15 protein-coding genes are annotated in these 15,843 nt (G+C 71.5%); 6 read left to right on the forward strand and 9 right to left on the reverse strand.

Annotated features, from left to right (window positions below):
• Nucleotides 1-19 precede the first annotated feature (19 nt).
• Together HNR73_RS09910 and rnhA are read left to right on the forward strand one after the other, a co-directional pair.
• Nucleotides 20-481 carry a GNAT family N-acetyltransferase gene (locus HNR73_RS09910; protein ID WP_184787062.1) on the forward strand — a complete coding sequence of 154 codons (462 nt, stop codon included), beginning with the start codon at nt 20-22 and terminating at the stop codon, nt 479-481.
• A 43-nt stretch (nt 482-524) separates the two neighbouring features.
• The gene (gene rnhA / locus HNR73_RS09915; RefSeq protein ID WP_184787063.1) at nt 525-1,040 is read left to right on the forward strand and encodes a ribonuclease HI; all 516 of its coding nucleotides are present in this window, start codon (nt 525-527) and stop codon (nt 1,038-1,040) included.
• 1 nt (nt 1,041) lies between these two features.
• Here rnhA and HNR73_RS09920 read toward each other — a convergent pair whose 3' ends face one another.
• Entirely contained in the window at nt 1,042-2,223 is a 1,182-nt protein-coding gene (locus HNR73_RS09920; RefSeq protein ID WP_184787064.1) for an extracellular catalytic domain type 1 short-chain-length polyhydroxyalkanoate depolymerase, read from the reverse strand.
• Between the two features lie 194 nt (nt 2,224-2,417).
• Between HNR73_RS09920 and HNR73_RS09925 the strand changes: the two genes are divergently transcribed.
• The 3 genes from HNR73_RS09925 to HNR73_RS09935 all read left to right on the forward strand — a co-directional run bounded on the left by HNR73_RS09925 (nt 2,418) and on the right by HNR73_RS09935 (nt 7,745).
• Nucleotides 2,418-3,620 carry an ROK family transcriptional regulator gene (locus tag HNR73_RS09925; protein ID WP_184787065.1) on the forward strand — a complete coding sequence of 401 codons (1,203 nt, stop codon included), beginning with the start codon at nt 2,418-2,420 and terminating at the stop codon, nt 3,618-3,620.
• Between the two features lie 165 nt (nt 3,621-3,785).
• Nucleotides 3,786-4,403 carry a DoxX family protein gene (locus HNR73_RS09930; protein WP_239122117.1) on the forward strand — a complete coding sequence of 206 codons (618 nt, stop codon included), beginning with the start codon at nt 3,786-3,788 and terminating at the stop codon, nt 4,401-4,403.
• Between the two features lie 264 nt (nt 4,404-4,667).
• A complete protein-coding gene (locus tag HNR73_RS09935; protein ID WP_184787066.1) occupies nt 4,668-7,745 on the forward strand; it encodes an alpha-N-acetylglucosaminidase in 3,078 nt (1,025 codons plus the stop codon).
• A 53-nt stretch (nt 7,746-7,798) separates the two neighbouring features.
• On the opposite strand, the gene HNR73_RS09940 is transcribed toward HNR73_RS09935, so the two are convergent.
• Nucleotides 7,799-8,185 (reverse strand): hypothetical protein, encoded by a 387-nt coding sequence (locus HNR73_RS09940; protein WP_184787067.1) that lies wholly within the window; start codon nt 8,183-8,185, stop codon nt 7,799-7,801.
• Nucleotides 8,186-8,291: 106 nt separating this feature from the next.
• The gene (locus HNR73_RS09945; RefSeq protein ID WP_184787068.1) at nt 8,292-11,177 is read right to left on the reverse strand and encodes an AfsR/SARP family transcriptional regulator; all 2,886 of its coding nucleotides are present in this window, start codon (nt 11,175-11,177) and stop codon (nt 8,292-8,294) included.
• A 121-nt stretch (nt 11,178-11,298) separates the two neighbouring features.
• Here HNR73_RS09945 and HNR73_RS09950 point away from each other — a divergent pair, with 121 nt between their 5' ends.
• Nucleotides 11,299-11,868: a hypothetical protein gene (locus HNR73_RS09950; protein WP_184787069.1), complete on the forward strand. Its 570-nt coding sequence runs from the start codon at nt 11,299-11,301 to the stop codon at nt 11,866-11,868.
• 3 nt (nt 11,869-11,871) lie between these two features.
• On the opposite strand, the gene dusB is transcribed toward HNR73_RS09950, so the two are convergent.
• The 6 genes from dusB to HNR73_RS09980 form a co-directional block, all read right to left on the reverse strand.
• The gene (dusB, locus tag HNR73_RS09955; RefSeq protein WP_221330852.1) at nt 11,872-13,020 is read right to left on the reverse strand and encodes a tRNA dihydrouridine synthase DusB; all 1,149 of its coding nucleotides are present in this window, start codon (nt 13,018-13,020) and stop codon (nt 11,872-11,874) included.
• Nucleotides 13,021-13,405: 385 nt separating this feature from the next.
• On the reverse strand, nt 13,406-13,954 hold the full coding sequence (locus HNR73_RS09960) for a TetR/AcrR family transcriptional regulator (RefSeq protein ID WP_184787071.1): 549 nt from the start codon (nt 13,952-13,954) through the stop codon (nt 13,406-13,408).
• Nucleotides 13,941-14,360 carry an SRPBCC family protein gene (locus HNR73_RS09965; protein WP_184787072.1) on the reverse strand — a complete coding sequence of 140 codons (420 nt, stop codon included), beginning with the start codon at nt 14,358-14,360 and terminating at the stop codon, nt 13,941-13,943. Before HNR73_RS09965 ends, HNR73_RS09960 begins: the two co-directional genes overlap by 14 nt.
• Before the next feature lie 30 nt (nt 14,361-14,390).
• Nucleotides 14,391-14,783 (reverse strand): DUF3224 domain-containing protein, encoded by a 393-nt coding sequence (locus HNR73_RS09970; protein ID WP_184787073.1) that lies wholly within the window; start codon nt 14,781-14,783, stop codon nt 14,391-14,393.
• Nucleotides 14,784-14,791: 8 nt separating this feature from the next.
• A complete protein-coding gene (locus HNR73_RS09975) occupies nt 14,792-15,196 on the reverse strand; it encodes a hypothetical protein (RefSeq protein WP_184787074.1) in 405 nt (134 codons plus the stop codon).
• 70 nt (nt 15,197-15,266) lie between these two features.
• On the reverse strand, nt 15,267-15,791 hold the full coding sequence (locus HNR73_RS09980; protein WP_184787075.1) for a PadR family transcriptional regulator: 525 nt from the start codon (nt 15,789-15,791) through the stop codon (nt 15,267-15,269).
• Nucleotides 15,792-15,843: the final 52 nt, after the last annotated feature.

Here is a 15,843-nt window from a genome sequence, read left to right on the forward strand (position 1 = left end):
ATCAGGTTACGGTGACCCGATGCAGCCCACCCCGCTCGATCTGAGCGACGACCGCGTCGCCGAGGCGGTTCACACCGTCGGCCGGCGTTCCTATGCCGTCGAGGCCGAGATCATCGCCTTCGACGGCATTCCGGCCCTGCACGAGTCCCTTGTGGACATGCGGGCCGAACCGCTGCGATGGCTGGGGGTCGGCGATCCGGTGACCGGCCTGCCCGTCGCCTTCATCGCCTATCGGTTCGAGGCCGACGGCACGATCGACATCGACCGCCTCTGCGTCGATCCCGGCTGGTTCCGCAAAGGTCTCGCGCGCACGCTGCTCACCCACCTGCTGGAGGCCAACCCCACCGCCGACGCCGTCGTCTCCACCGGCGCGGCCAACGTTCCGGCGGTGACGCTCTACACCCGTGGTGGCTTCACACCGACCGGCATCAGCTCGCCCGCGCCGGGTCTGGAGCTCGCGCATTTCCGGCTGACTCGCTGACGGGGAAGGACGTGCCGGCGTCGTCGGCCGCTATCGTCCCGTTGTGACCGACGACGACATCGTGCACATCTACACCGACGGCGCCTGCGAGGGCAATCCCGGCCCGGGCGGCTGGGGTGCCCTGCTTCTCTGTGGAGAGCACGAGAAGGAGCTCTGCGGTGGCGACGTCGGGCCGACGACGAACAACCGCATGGAGCTCACCGCTCCGATCGAGGCGCTGCGCGGCCTGAAGCGGCGGAGCACCGTCGTCATCCACACCGACTCGCAGTACGTCCGCGACGGCATCACCGGCTGGATCGAGCGGTGGCGCTCGAACTTCTGGCGTACCAGGGGAAAGAAGCCGGTCAAGAACGCCGAGCTCTGGCGTGCCCTCGACGCCGCCGTCAAGGAGCACGACGTCACCTGGCTGTGGGTGAAGGGGCACGCGGGCAACGAAGGCAACGAGCGCGCCGACCGGCTCGCCGCCCGCGGCCTCGCCGAGGAGCTGGCGAGGCCGGAGGCCGAGCGGCGGCCGGTGTCGTACCCGGAGTTCGAGGTGGCGGAGGAAGGGCTGTTCTAGCTCAGCAGCCGACGGTCCAGTACCCGGCTCGCACGAGCCGCAGCGACGTGACCGTGAAGACGTTCCACAGCCCCATGTCCTGCCCCGAACCAAGGGCGTAGGCCCGTCCGCCGGCCTGGTAGGCGCGGCCGGCGACGGTGTGGGCGTAGTTGCTCGCCGTCTCGCAGACGGGTGCGGGAGTCGGGGTCGCGCTCGGGGGCATCGTGGGGGTCGTGCCGCCGGTCTTGAGTCCGAAGTAGACGGCGTCGTGGTACGTCGAGCAGATGGTGTCGAGGAAGTACGCGGCGGCGGTTCCGCACTGTTCGTCGGCGGCGCCGGGATCGACGGGCGTGCCGTGGCCCATGCCGGAGACGAGGTAGCGGCGGACCCTGTCGCCGCCGTAGGTCTCCATCGTGGTGCCGGCGGGCAGTTGAGTCGTCGCGGTCGGCGTCGCGGGGACTCCGGCGACGTCGGTCCACTGATCCCTTGACTCCTCGGCGTTGCGGACGGCGACGGTGTAGTCGGCGGTCCCGTGCCAGATCGCGACCTTGGGCCGTGGCCCGGTGTAGCCGGGGTATGCGTTGCGGGCGAGGTCGCCCCAGGCGGCCGGGGTCTTGTCGGCGCCGGGACTCATACAGGAATAGGCGCTGACGACGTCGGCCGCGCACCGGTAGGGGATGCCGCCGATGACCGAGCCCGCGGCGAAGGTGTCGGGGTAGGCCGCGAGCATGACGGCGCTCATGGCGCCGCCCGCGGACAGGCCGGTGACGTGCACGCGGGCCGGATCGCTTTTGTTGCCCGCGATCGCCTGCGTCACCATCTGCCGGATGGAGAGTGCCTCGCCCTGGCCCCGCGCGGTGTCACCGGGGAGGAACCAGTTGAAGCAGCGGTTGGCGTTGTTGGCGGTCTTCTGTTCGGCGTACACCAGCGCGAACCGCCACGCGTCGGCGAACTTCTGCCACCCGGAAGCGGCGTGGTAGGCAGCGGCGGTCTGGGTGCAACCGTGCAGGACGACGACGAGCGGCGCGCCTTCCGGCAGACCCTCGGGCACGTAGGAGTACATCGCGAGGTTGCCGGGGTTGGATCCGAAGGAGGCGACCGGTCGCAGCGTCGCGGCCCGTGCCGGGGCGGCCGTGACGAGGATCGTCGCCGTGATGAGCACGAGGAGGCTCGCCAGAGCGGGGAGCAGGCGTCTGATGGTCATGGTGGAGCTCCGAACCTTAAGACGTGACCCGGGCCGTTTCGCCCGGATTACGGCCAGGTTAGGGACCGCCCGACCGAAGAGCTATGTGGACGGTCCACACAGGATGGAGGCATGCCGGGGCGGCCTTACTAACGAACCGTTTGAAACGGCGGTATGTTCGACACCGCGCCGGACGGCGCCGTGGAGGGAGTGGGATGTCGGGGTTCGCCGCGACCGGGCCGCACGTGCTGCGGCGAATGAACGCGACCGCCGTGCTCGGCGCGCTGCGCGCCTCGGCGGGGGGCACCGCCCGGGTCGCCGACCTGATGGGCGCCACGGGACTGTCCCGTCCGGCGGTGACGCGGGCGCTGGGGCTGCTCGCCGACGCCGGGATCGTGGAGTTCTTCGAGGGCAACGACTCGCGGGTCGGGCGACCGGCCGTGCGGGCGCGCTTCCGCGCCGAACTCGGCCACGTCGCCGGGATCGACGTCGGCCCGCACAAGGTGCTCGTCATGATCACCGACCTCGCCGGGAACGTCCGCGCGCAGCACCGGGTGGTCGGACCGCCCGCGCAGACCGGTCCCGAACTGGCCGGACTGCTGCGTACGACGCTGGTCGAGGCCGCCGACGAGGCCGGTGTCGCGCCGGGCGATCTGTGGGCCGTCGGTGTCGGCACGCCCGGTGTCGTCGACCATGAGCGCGGCGAGGTCGTGCTGGCGCCGAGCATCCCGGGCTGGGCGGGTGTCTCGCTGCTCGCGGAACTGCGGGAGTGGCTCGGCTGTCCGGTGCACATCGACAACGACGTCAACCTCGCCGTCGTCGCCGAACGCTGGCGCGGTGAGACCAGCGACAACCTGCTGTTCGTGCAGTGGGGCGAGCGGATCGGCTCGGGGATCGTCATCGGCGGAAAGCCCTACCGGGGCGCCAACTCCGCCTCCGGTGAACTGGGCTTCCTGGACCTGGTGACGCCGATCGACGCCGAGCCGCCGCAGGCCAGCGACGGTCTCGGCTCCTTCGAGCGGCTCGTCGGCGCGCGGGCGATCCTCGGTCTGGCCGTGGAACGCTGCGCCGGTCTGCGGGCCGCGTTGGAGCACGGCGACATCGCGCCCCTCTTCACGGCCGCCGAAGGCGGCGACGCCGATGCGGTGGCCACCGTCGATGTCGTCGCGGCCCGCTTCGCACGTGGTCTCGCCGCGCAGCTGCTCATCCTCGACCCGGGTCTGGTCGTCGTCGGTGGGGGCGTCTCGCGGGCCGGGACGGTGCTCTTCGACGCCGTCCGGCGGCACCTGCGGCGGCTGCTGCTCGTCCCGGTCGAGCTGCGCGTCTCGGCCCTACGCGAACAGGGCGTGGCGCTGGGCGCGGTCCGGATGGCCCTCGACAGCGCCGAACGGCGGCTGGCGAAGGACACCGCGGCCTGACCGGCCCGGACCAACGCCGAGGAGCGGCGGGTCGTCCCAGCGCATCGCGGTGGAACAGGCCGCCGTTCACGCAGCCAGGCCGCGTTCGGCGTGTCCCAGGGTGTCCCACGAGAGGTGCGTGTTCCCTGGCCCCGGTGGTCGACTGACTCCCGTCACGAGGTCCGGGTGAGCGAACGGCTCGCCGGGAGCGACTCGAAGAAGGGACCGCAAGCCATGAACGCCCACACCAGCACCGCACCTCTCGTCACCGCCGAAACCGAGCGGCGTCCCGAGGCCCGCCGCCGGCGATTCACCCTGAACGGCTCACTGTGGGTCGTGCAGGTGGTCGGCGGCTTCTTCTTCGCCGGCAGCGGCTTCGGGAAGGTCCTGCTGTACGACGACGCCCTGTACGCGTCGGCGCCCGATGCCGTGGCCTGGTACGCGGCGGTGTCGCAGCCGCTCATCGTGTTCATCGGCCTCGTCGAGGTCCTCGGCGGCATCGGCCTGATCCTGCCGGCGATGACCCGGGTCCTGCCGAGACTGACGCCGCTCGCCGGTGCCGGGCTGGCGCTGACGATGATCCTCGCCGCCGGGTTCCACATCATGCGCGGCGAGTACTCGCTGCTCCCCGCCAACGTCGTCCTCGCGGGGATCGCGGTGTTCACGACGGTCGGACGCTGGAGCCTGAGGCCCGTCGAGCCCAGGCCGCTGACCACGGCCCGCGTGCTCGCCTCGGCCGCGGTCGTCACCGCGCTGATCCTGCTGGCGTTCGCCCCGACCTGGTACACGATGACCAACGGGTGAGGCCGGGTTCGGTTCTGTGCAGGCAGCACGTGGGCGTAGTCGCCCGGCGGCGAGATCGACCACCGGCCACGGCGGCGCGGGCGGATCCGGAGTCTGACGGATCCGCCCGCGCCCGACGCCGCCCCGGCCCTTGGGGTTCGCGGGTCGGGTGGCGCGAGAAACCTTGGGCCACAACGATTCCGGACCAACACGCCCTTGACTCCCACACCCCCGATCCCTAGCTTAGTAACGATTGGTTCGTAACTTTGGACTGAGGTGGATTCTGTGCGCTTCCTGTTACGTGTGATCGTTCCCGTCGTCATGGCCTTCGTCTCCGTCGCGGCGGCCGCCGTCCCCGTAGCCGCCGACCCTCCGCACCACGACGCCTGGGACACCGACCCGGTCGAGGACCTGCTCGAACGCGTCCTCGGCGACCGCAAGGCCGACCAGTTCACGCTTCGCGCGCTGCCGGCCGACGGCACCGAGCGCTTCGTCATCGGCCGTTCGCGGCAGCGCGTCCAGGTGGCCGCGACGACACCGAGCGCGCTCCTGTCCGGCGTCAACGCCTACCTCGACCGCGTCGCCGGCGTCGACGTGTCCTGGAACGGCGACTCCCTCGACCGGCTTCCGCGTCGGCTTCCCCTGCCCGACAGCGAGATCCGGCAGGAGGCGAGCGTCGCCAACCGCTTCGGCCTCAACGACACCGACGACGGCTACACCGGCGCCTACCGCACCTGGAAGGACTGGGAGCGCGAGATCGACGTCCTCGCGCTGCACGGCATCAACCAGGTCTTCGTCCCGGTCGGCGCCGAGGCGGTCTACCTCGATGCCTTCCAGCGCTTCGGTTACACCGCCGAGGAACTGCGCGCGTGGATCCCGCAGCCGACCCACCAGCCCTGGTGGCTGCTGCAGAACATGTCGGGCTTCCCCAGCGCCGTCACCGCCGAGCTCGTCGAGGAGCGCGCCGAACTCGGCGCCCGCATCGTCGAGCGGCTGCGCGAACTCGGGATGACCCCGGTCCTGCCCGGCTACTTCGGTACCGTGCCACCGGGTTTCACCACCAAGGTGCCCGACGCGCGCACGGTGCCGCAGGGTAAATGGGTCGGCTTCGACCGCCCCGACTGGCTCGACCCGACCAGCCCGGCCTTCGCCCGTGTCGCCGAAGCCTTCTACGACAGCTCGAAGCGGCTCTTCGGCGCCACGACGCACTACAAGATGGACCTCCTGCACGAAGGCGGTACGCCCGGCCCGGTACCGGTCGGCCCGGCCAGCAAGGCCGTCCAGGACGCGCTCGAAACCGCGCGCCCCGGCGGGATCTGGGTCTTCCTCGGCTGGCAGAGCAACCCGCGCCCCGACACCCTCGCCGCCATCGACCGCTCCCGCATCTTCATCGTCGACGGCCTCTCCGACCGTTACACCGACACCGACCGCAACCGCGACTGGCCCGACAGCACCTGGGCCTTCGGTGCGATCTGGAACTACGGCGGCCACACCACGATGGGCGCCAACACCGCCGTCTGGGAGGACCGCTTCTGGCGCTGGCGCGCCGAATCCGGCAGCACCCTCGACGGCATCGCCCTCATCCCCGAAGCCAGCGACAACAACCCCGCGGCCTTCGACTACATCACCGGACTCGCCTGGCGGGACGGACCCGTCGCGCCCGCCGACTGGTTCGCCGACTGGGCGGCCCGCCGCTACGGCGGCGGCGACGCCTCGGCGAAGGCGGCCTGGCGGGCCATCGGCGCCACGGCCTACGCCATGCCCCCCGACGGCTTCACCCAGCCGCAAAGCGGACTGTTCAGCGCACAGCCCTCACTGACCACCGACACGCCGTCGATCTGGTCGCCCAAGAAGATGCGCTACAACCCCACCGCCTTCGCCGCGGCCCTCCCCGCGATGCTCGACGTCGACGAGGATCTCCGCGACAGCTCCGCCTACCGCTACGACCTCGTCGACGTCGCCCGGCAGGTCCTGTCCAACCGCAGCCGCACGCTGCTGCCGCAGATCAAGGGCGCCTTCGACCGCGAGGACGCCGCCGAGTTCGAGCGCCTGTCGGGACTCTGGATCCGTTCCATGGAACTGATGGAGGCCCTCGCGGCCACCAACAGCCAGACCATGCTCGGTCCCTGGCTCGCCGACGCGCGCTCGTGGGGCGAGAACCGGGAGCAGGCCGACGCCCTGGAGACCAGCGCCCGCACCCTCCTCACGGTCTGGGGAACCCGCGACGGCTTCAACGCCGGGCTCGCCGACTACGCGAACCGGGAATGGTCGGGCCTGATCGGCACGTACTACCTGCCGCGCTGGCGGGCCTACTTCGACGAGTTGTCGGCGGCCCTCGCCGAGGACCGCGCCCCGAAGGCCTTCCACTGGTACGCCGTGGGCACCGACTGGTCCGCCGAGCACGGCCGGCTCGCCATGAAACCGCGCGGGGACGTCCACGCCATCGCGGAACGGATCCTGGATCTGTTGCGCGCCAACCCCGAACCGCTCACCTCGACGGCGACGGTCAGCCCGGGCACCGTCCCCGACGGGTCGACCGCCACGGTCACCGCGACCGTCCGCAACACCGAACCGTTCGCCACCGCGACCGGTGGATCGGCGACGCTGACCGTCCCGGAGGGGTCGGGACTGCACGTCCGTCAGCCGACGGTGGACGTGCCCGACCTCGCCCCCGGCGGTTCGGCGACGGTGACCTTCACCGTCGACGCGACCGAGGCGGCGGACACGCCGCTGGCGCGGATGACGGTCACGGCCACCGCGTCGACCGGCACGTCGGTGAACAAGGTCCGGGTCGTGCGTGTCACCACCGTCGAGGCGCCGAACCTCACGCGCACCACCAACAGCTCGGTCTTCGGGCAGGTCGGCGACCGCTATCTCATCGACGGCGGCGGCAACGACCTGTGGGGCACGACGAAGCACTTCGGGGCGATCTACCGCGACGGGGTGCTCACCGACGGCACGACGATCACGACGCGGGTGGTGAGCCAGGACCGCACCGGTCCGTGGGCGCGCTCGGGACTGATCATCGGCACCGACCTGTCCGGGAACATCAGCCGCGGCTTCGCCAACATCGCGCTGACACCGGACAAGGGTTGCGTCTTCGCCCACGACTCCAACAACGACGGGACCATCGACCGCAACCTGCAGGCGCCGGGCTTCTCGGCTCCCCTGTGGGTCAGGCTGACCCGCGTCGGTGACACCGTGACGGGCTCGTGCAGCGCCGACGGTACGAAGTGGACGGACGCGGGCTCGTTCGTCGTGCCCGCAGGGGTTCCGCTCGATGCCGGGCTGTTCATGACGGCCGCCAACGGCGGGTCCGGCGCCCGGGGCGCGGTGGAGTTCGACGGATTCACCGTCACCTGACGGCGAACGGGATTCCCTCGTGCCCCCGTGTGCACGAGGGAATCCCCCGGTTCTCAGTACTGCTGGGGAGCGCCGTGCGGCGGGGGCGGCGGCCCCTGCGGCGGCGGACCCTGCGGGAACATCGGCTGCTGCGGCGGAACGCCGACCGGGGGCTTGGCCTCGGCCTTGCGCCTGCCGCCGGCGGCGACCCCGACGCTGCCCAGGATCAGGGCCAGCCCGGCACCGATGTTGATGTGCGCCTCGTCCTTGGTCTTGGACGTCAGCGTGAGGCCGTCGGTCGTGCAGACCTGTTTCTCGTTCTCGGCCGAGCAGCTCCAGCCGCCGGTGACGTCGGTGCCGACCTGGTCGTAGTCCTCGTAGAAGATGCTGTAGCCGACGATGACGAAGAAGATTCCGGCGACGAGCAGCACGATCTGGAAAACGCGCGCGAGGGGGTGCATGGGGCTTTGCTTCCGATCCGTTTGACGTGCGGTACAAGCGATCGCGGCCACGCTAACAGCGGAAACGCCGGACGGCCCGTCGCTTCAAGGTCGGCTCAAGGTCGGCTCAAGAAACCGCGGCGGGATGCTCGCGCGCCCATGCCGCGAGCCCGGCGCGCGCGGTCTCCACGGCTCGCAGCGACTCGGCCTCCTGATCGAGCGCGGGCATCGCGCCGTACGCGGCCGCCGCCGATCGCGCGTGCGGGAGCGCCCGCTCGTGCTCACCGAGACCGTTGTGTGCCTTGGCGAGGACCAGGTCCGTCAACGGTCCCGCGTACGGCGGTTTCAGCTGCCACAGGCCCTCGGCCTCGGCCACCAGTTCAAGGGCACGCGTGTGCTCCCCGAGTTCGTTGAGCGCCTCGGCGTAATAGCACAGGGTTCCCGGCAGGTGCGCCATGTTCGTCGGCATCGAGCGCAGGTAGGCGAGGTTGGCCTCGTAGACGGTCCGCGCCAGGTCCGCGCGGCCGGCACGGACGAGAAGCGTTCCGAGGAAGTAACACCAGCGCTGGTGGTACGGGGGTGACGCGGACTCGGCCGTGGCGATCACCTCGCCGAGCACGTCCAGCGCGGCGACTACGTCACCGGACGCGATTTCCACTTCGGCCCGGGCGAGAAGGCGCTGGACGAGGAAGCTCCCCGGGCCACCGGTGATGTCGATCGCTTCGATGCGATCGACGTGTTTCCGGGCCCGGTCGACCTCGCCGCGCCGGACGAGTACCTGGACGAGCGTGCAGGTGAAGGAGACCTCGTTGTACGGTCTGCCGACCTGGGCGGCGAGTTCGATGCCCTCGCTGAGCAACCGGACGGCTTCCGGGAATTTACCCGCCTCCTTGTGCCGGCGGCCCTGGTTGCCCACGGCCACCATCATCTGGAGATCGGTGAGATCGGCCGCTAGGTCGATGATGTGCCTGCCGAGTTCGATGGCGGCGGCGCTCTCGCCCCGGGTGCGCAGCCAGTTCGCGCGCAGGCTCTGCATCTGGAAGACGCCGTGGGCGTCGTCGGCGCGCACGGCACTGCGCAGCCCCAGCGTTGCCAGTTCGTCGACGCGGTCGAGGAAGCGGCCCGCATCGACGGCGTCCATGAAGCGGCTGACCAGGTTCCACACCCGCGGGTGTTCCCGGAGGGTGTCGCAGGCGCGGAAGAGGTTGGCCTCCTCGGCCACGGCGTTGTCCAGCCGATGCGCGAAGTGCCAGTCGATGAACATGTCGGCGACGGCGGCGACACCGGCTTCACCGAGTTCGGCCTCCGCGCGGGCGGCGGCGTACAACCGCACCAGGTCATGGGTGCGGTAGCGTCCGGGCCGGTACTCGTCGACGAGGTGGGCTTGGACGAGCCGGCGCAGGAGGCGCTCGGCCGTCTCGGTCGGTTCACCCGATACGGCGGCGATCAGGTCGACGGAGGCGTCCTCGCCGGGTGTCGCGCCGATCCGGCAGAACAGCGCCCGGGCCGCCGGGTCGAGGGCGGCGTACGACTGGTCGAGCGCGGCGGTCACGGTCGCATCCGGGTCACCGTCCACGGACAGCAGCGCGAGGCGGTCGCGGTCCGCGAGATCCCTGACGTACGGGCCGATCCCGCCGGTGACGCCGCCCGCCACGTTCGCCGCCGCGATGCGCAGCGCGAGGGGCAGGTCGCCGCAGAGTCCGGCGAGCCCGTCGGCGTCGGCGTCGCCGACCTCGCCGAGGATCCGGCGCAGCAGCCGGATCGAGTCCGGCCGGGCGAGCACGCCCAGCGCGACGGCCACCGCGTCGTCGACGGCGACGAGGCCGGGGAGCCTGTCGCGGCTGGTGACCACGGTGAGGCAGCCCGTTCCCGGCATCAGCGGGCGGACCTGCGCGGCGGTGCCGGCGTTGTCGAGGACGACGAGCATCCGCCGCCCGTTCGTGTGGGCGCGGAACACTTCGGCGGCGTGGTCGACGTCGGCGGGGACGTCGGTCACTCCGACGGCGTGCAGCAGGCGGGCCAGCGCGTCCCCGGGCGTGACGGTGTCACCGCGATCGAAGCCGCGCAGGTTGATGTAGAGCTGCCCGTCGGGGAAGCTCGCGCGGTTCGCATGTCCCCAGTGGACGGACAGCGCGGTCTTGCCCGCGCCCGCCTGGCCGGTCACGAGGATCGTGCGACCGCGTGCGGCGGCCGAGGAGAGCGCGGCCAGGTCCGCGTCGCGGCCGGTATAGGTGGCGATGTCGGCGGGCAGCTGGGCGGGCGCGACCGAAGCGCCACCGGCCCTTGTGGACAGTCCCAGATCCTGCCCGAGGACGCGCTTGTGCAGTCCCCGAAGCTCCGGCGACGGGTCGGCGCCCAGCTCGTCGCGCAGGCGGATCCGCGTGGCCTCGAAGCGATGCAGCGCCTCGGCCGGGCGACCGGAGCGGTACAGGGCGAGCATCAGATGCCCGACCAGCGGCTCCGCGAGCGGACGGTCGGCGACCAGGGCAGCGAGCTCGTCGACGACGGCGGCGTGCCGGCCGGCGGCCAGTTCGGCGGCGTAGCGGGAGGCGAACAGTCCCGAGCGCTCCCGGTCGAAGGTCGCGCGGAACTCCTCTGCCCAGCGCCCGCCGATCCCGGCGAGCGGTTCGCCCTGGGCGAGCGCGCACGCGCGCCGCCACAGTTCGAGGGCCTCACCGTCGGCGGTCGCGGCCTTGGCGGCCAGGGCGCGCAGGCGATGGAGGTCGACGGCGTCGGCGTCGGCGGCGAGGAGGTAGCCCTGCCCGGCCCGGTCGATGGTGGCCCCGGCGGGGCGCAGCTCGGCGCGCAGGCGGGCGATGTAGCTGTACAGGACGCTCGTGACGGTCTCGGGCGGCTCGCCGTTCCAGACGCGGTCGATGAGGTCGCGCTGCGAGACCGGGACGCCCGGCTCGGCCGCCAGTACCGCGAGGACGCAGGCGCGTTTGGGCGCGCCGATCCGCGTGGTGCTGTCCACGGCGGCGATCGTGACGGGACCGATGAGGCGGATCAGCACGGTGGCGGCTCCTGGAGGGGCGGGCTCGGGAGACGACGACCATCCTACGGTGCCGCCGGGTCAGGCCCGCTCAAGATCCGCTCAAGGTCGCCGGAGGCCGAGCCGGTTAGGATCACGCGCCATGAGCATGCAACCACCTGCCCCGGGATATCCGCCGTCGCAGGCCTACCCGCCGCCCGGCCCGCCCGGCCGGATGGGCCCGCCTCCGCCCCCGCCGCAGATGGCCGGCCCGATGCCGGTCCGGCCGGTCGCGGGGACGCGTCCGACGGGCGCGACGGTCGCGGGCGTCGCCCTCGGCGGGCTCGCGCTGCTCTTCCTGGTCGGCGCGATCATGGAGTTCGCCGACATCGTGCCGCGCGGCGCGCCCTTCTCGTCGATCACGAACGTCCGCGGGGTCTTCCTCATCGTCATGGGTCTCGGCGCGGCGGGCGCGGCCGTCCTCGCGTTCGTCAACCCCGACTTCGGTCGCGTGTTCGCCGCCGCGGCCGCCGGTGCGGGCATCTGGGAGGCCGCCGGGGGCTGGCGCGAGATCATGCTGGCCCTGTTCGACGAGAACAGCGGCATCTACCCCAACGAGTTCTGGATCCGCATCGCCCCGGTGGTCCTTGGGGGCTTCCTCGGGATTCTGGCCCTGGTCATGCTCGCGAGCCCCAAGATCAGCGACTGGTCGGTGGCGAAGCGGGGCAGCTAGGCCTCAGCCGCCGGAGTGCTCCAGGTCGGCGCCCGACGGGACCGTGTCGTCGTCGGGGTCGTCGAGCCAGCCCTCGGGGAGCTGGACCCGCGCGGGGGAGTTCGTGCGGCCGCGGGACTGGCCGAGGATCGACGTCGGGAAGGGCTGGTCGGTGTCGAGGCCGCCGAGCAGGTCGTCGAGTTCGGTCAGCGAGGAGATCATGGCCAGGGCGCGGCGGGTGTCGCTGCCGACGCTGAAACCCTTGAGATACCAGGCGACGTGCTTGCGGAAGTCGGTGCAGCCGTGCTCCTCGGCGCCGATTCTGCGGCGCTTCTCGGGGCGCAGCGTCGTGCCCTCGTCGGCGGGTTCACCGGCGTCGGTGTACCAGGCGACGAGGAGTTCGGCGTGGCGGCGCATGATGCGCGCGACCTCGTCGAGGTGGGGGAGGACGCGCTCGTCGTCGCGGGGTTCGCGGCCTTCGGCGCGGGCTTTGAACGCTGCGGCGAGGTCGGCGAACAGCCACGGGCGGCCGAGGCAGCCGCGGCCGACGACGACGCCGTCGCAGCCGGTCTCGTCGACCATGCGCAGGGCGTCGGTCGCCTCCCAGATGTCGCCGTTGCCGAGGACCGGGACGTCGAGGTGCTGTTTGAGGGCGGCGATGGCCGTCCAGTCGGCCTCGCCGGAGTAGCGCTGCGCGGCCGTGCGCGCGTGCAGGGCGACCCACGCCACACCCGCGTCCTGGGCGATGCGGCCGGCGTCGAGGTAGGTGAGCAGGTCGTCGTCGATGCCCTTGCGCATCTTGACGGTGACGGGGATGTCGCCGGCGGCGCCGACGGCGGCGCGCACGATCTGCTCGAACAGGCGGCGCTTGTAGGGGATCGCCGAGCCGCCGCCCTTCTTGGTGACGCGCGGGACGGGACAGCCGAAGTTCATGTCGATGTGGTCGGCGAGGTCCTCGTCGACGATCATCTCGACGGCCTTGCGGACCGTGACGGGGTCCACTCCGTAGAGCTGGAGACTGCGCGGCGACTCGTTCGGGCCGAAGGCGACCATGCGGGTGGTCTTCGGGTTGCGCTCGATGAGCGCGCGCGTCATGACCATCTCGCAGGTGTAGATGCCGGCCCCCTGCTCGGCGCACAGCTGACGGAAGGCGACGTTGGTGATCCCGGCCATGGGCGCGAGCACCACGGGCGGGTCAACGGTGTATTTGCCGAGAGTCAGGGGAGCGATCACGTCTTCGAGGATGACACACCGGACGCGCGCGGGCGCACCGGCGGGGAGGGTCCGGCGCAGGTCAGGGTGGGGGGAACAACATCGCTTGGAGGCGTCTGTTCGACCGGACTCGCCGACGGCCGTCGATTCGCGACGCCCTCGAAGGCCTGTGCGGAGCTCATCGGCTCGAAGTACGACGGATGGACCGCCTGGGTGCACATCGCGAGCGGACGGACGCTCGCGCGGATCCGCGATGAGGCCGGGTGAATGACCAGGACCGGTGCGGCCTTCCCGGAGCCGGGACGGCCGCGCCGGTCCCCTGCGCCTCGTGCCGCATCACGCGTGCTCAACGGTCCCCGAACAACATCCCCTGGAACGCCTCCGCCGCCGCCTCCACCCCGTCCCGGTCGCCGGTCAGGAGCAGGTCGAGGAGCAGGCCGCGCGCGGTCGCGATGGCCAGGCGGGCCCGTGCGGTCGCGGCGGCCTCCGGGACGCCGTGTGCGACGAGCAGCTCCGTCAGGGGCGTGAGCCAGGCGTCGATGACGGTCTTGGCGAAGTCGGTGCTCCAGCCGGGGGAGTGCAGGGCCAGCGCGTAGACCTCGAAGAAGAGACGTTCGGCGGGGGCGAGGCCGGGGGCGGTGATGCCGCGCCAGAAGGCCCGCGACGCCTCGACCGGGTCGATCTGGTCCTTCAGCGACGCCAGGGCGGCGCGCTGTTCGGCCTCGACGCGGGCGACGACTTCGGCGAGCAGCCCCTCGCGCGAACCGAAGTGGTAGATGAGCATGCGGTGGCTGGTGCCGACGGCGGCGGCCATCTGCCGGAGGCTGTGGTCGCGGAAGCCGTTGGCGCGCAGGTACTCGACGCAACGGTCGAGCAGGGCCTCAGCGGGACTCACCGGCGGCCTTCAGTCCGGCGGCCTCCATCGTCATGAAGCGGCGGGTCTTCGCGCCCCCGAGCAACCCGAAGAGCCAGGCGAGGGGCCCGGTCTGGCGCACGCCGATGTCGATGCGGGTGCCCTCGCCGTCGGGGCTGATGCGATGCCAGCCGAGGGTGCGCACGCCGGGGGAGCGGGCCTCCCAGTCGAAGGACTCGCCCTCGTCAAGCTTCGTGACCGTCCAGGTCAGGACGGGCATGCCGGGCTGGGTGAGGCGGTAGCGGCGGCCGACGGCCAGCTCGGGGGCGTCGACGGGCGCGATGGCGGTGATCGAGGCGGTCCAGTTCGGCCAGTCGGCGATGTCGGTGAGGACGGCCCAGCACGCGGCCTTGGAAGCGGTGGAGGTGGTGGTGGCGGTGAACTCCATGTACCAGATGGTACATGGAGTCGCCCGCGTCTAGAACTCGCACTCCAGCGTGAACCGGTGCACCCCGTCGCTGATCTCGATCGTCCCCTCGCCGCTGATCCCCTCCAGGCCGTCGGCGCCGGAGCCGGCCACGATGCGCCAGGTCAGGGACGCGTCGTCGCCGTCGGCGCGGGCCTCGTGCTGGAGGACGAAGGAGCCCGTGCGGCCGTCGATCGTGCCGGTGAACTTCTCCAGGCCGACGTAGGTCCGCAGCGTCTCGGCGGCGTTGGCGAAGGTGAGGATCTCGGTGAGACTGGTGCCGCCTTCGAGGTCTCCGTGGAAGGCCTTGGTGATGCGCGCCCGGCCGAGCTGGGCGCCGGGACTGTCGTCTACGGTCGTCGGCTCCCAGCCGGTCAGGTCGAAGGTTCCGGTCAGTCGTGGCATGGCGCGAGCTAGGCCACCAGCAACCCGACCCCCAGCGTCACCACGCCCGCCGCGAGCGACAGCGCGCCGAGGCCGAGGATCGCGATCGCCTTGTTGGGTCGCGTGCGGTCCTTACCGGCCGAGGCGGCGAAGAAGCCGCCGGACATGAGGATCGCGGCGAGGGGCACGCCGAGGCGGGCGACCCAGGCGGCGGGGCCGGTGAGGGTCGTCGACGGCATGAGCAGCTGGACGACGAGGCCGAGGATGACCAGCACTCCGGCGTGGGCGTGGCCGGCACGGGCGAAGGACTTCTGGAAGTCGGTCATCGGGACCTGCCCGCGCACGATCTTGGTCATGAAATAGCCGCCGAACTCGATGGTGACGATGGTGAGCAGCATGATTCCGGCGAGGATGCGTCCGGTGTCGTCCAGCATGACCGCGTGATCCTATCTAGTCAGTGTCAAGTTACTGTCATGCTGAGGCTAGCCCGCCATCTAGTCACTGTCAAGACGCCAGTTCGGCGATGGTCCTCGACAGCCATTCGCGTTCGGCCTTCGAGGTCGCGCGGGCGACCTCGACCATGCCCTTGCGGAAGGGGTCGGCGACGTCGCCGCTGCGCACACGCGAGCCGTCGCGCACGAAGAACCCGGCCGGGGCCTCGATGAACTCCAGGCGGCGGCGCAGCACGGCGGCCTGGTCCCCGGCCGACGGCAGGTGGCGCAGGAACGCGAGCACGGTGAAGAACCTGTTCCGGTCGGTGATGTCGACCGGCGACGGCTCCCGCAGTCGCCGCAGCAGCTCGGCGCGGCCCCCGTCGGTGAGGGTCAGAACCTGCCGGGGCGCGGCCCCCGTGCCCGACTCGGTCCGCCGGTCGAGGAGCCCGCCCTTCTCCAGGCGTGCGATCGCCGGGTAGAGGGCGCCGTCGCTGACGGGCTTGACGTGCCCGGTCAGCGCCGAGATCCGCGACTTCAGCTCATAGCCGTGCAGCGGCTCCTCGTAGAGGAAACCCAGGATCGCCAGCGTCAGCACGCGCACTCCATCCACTTGTCGACCGGGCTCCCAGGCTATATCGTTCCGAGGC

The sequence above is a fragment of the Phytomonospora endophytica genome, from assembly GCF_014202425.1.
Classification (GTDB): domain Bacteria; phylum Actinomycetota; class Actinomycetes; order Mycobacteriales; family Micromonosporaceae; genus Phytomonospora; species Phytomonospora endophytica.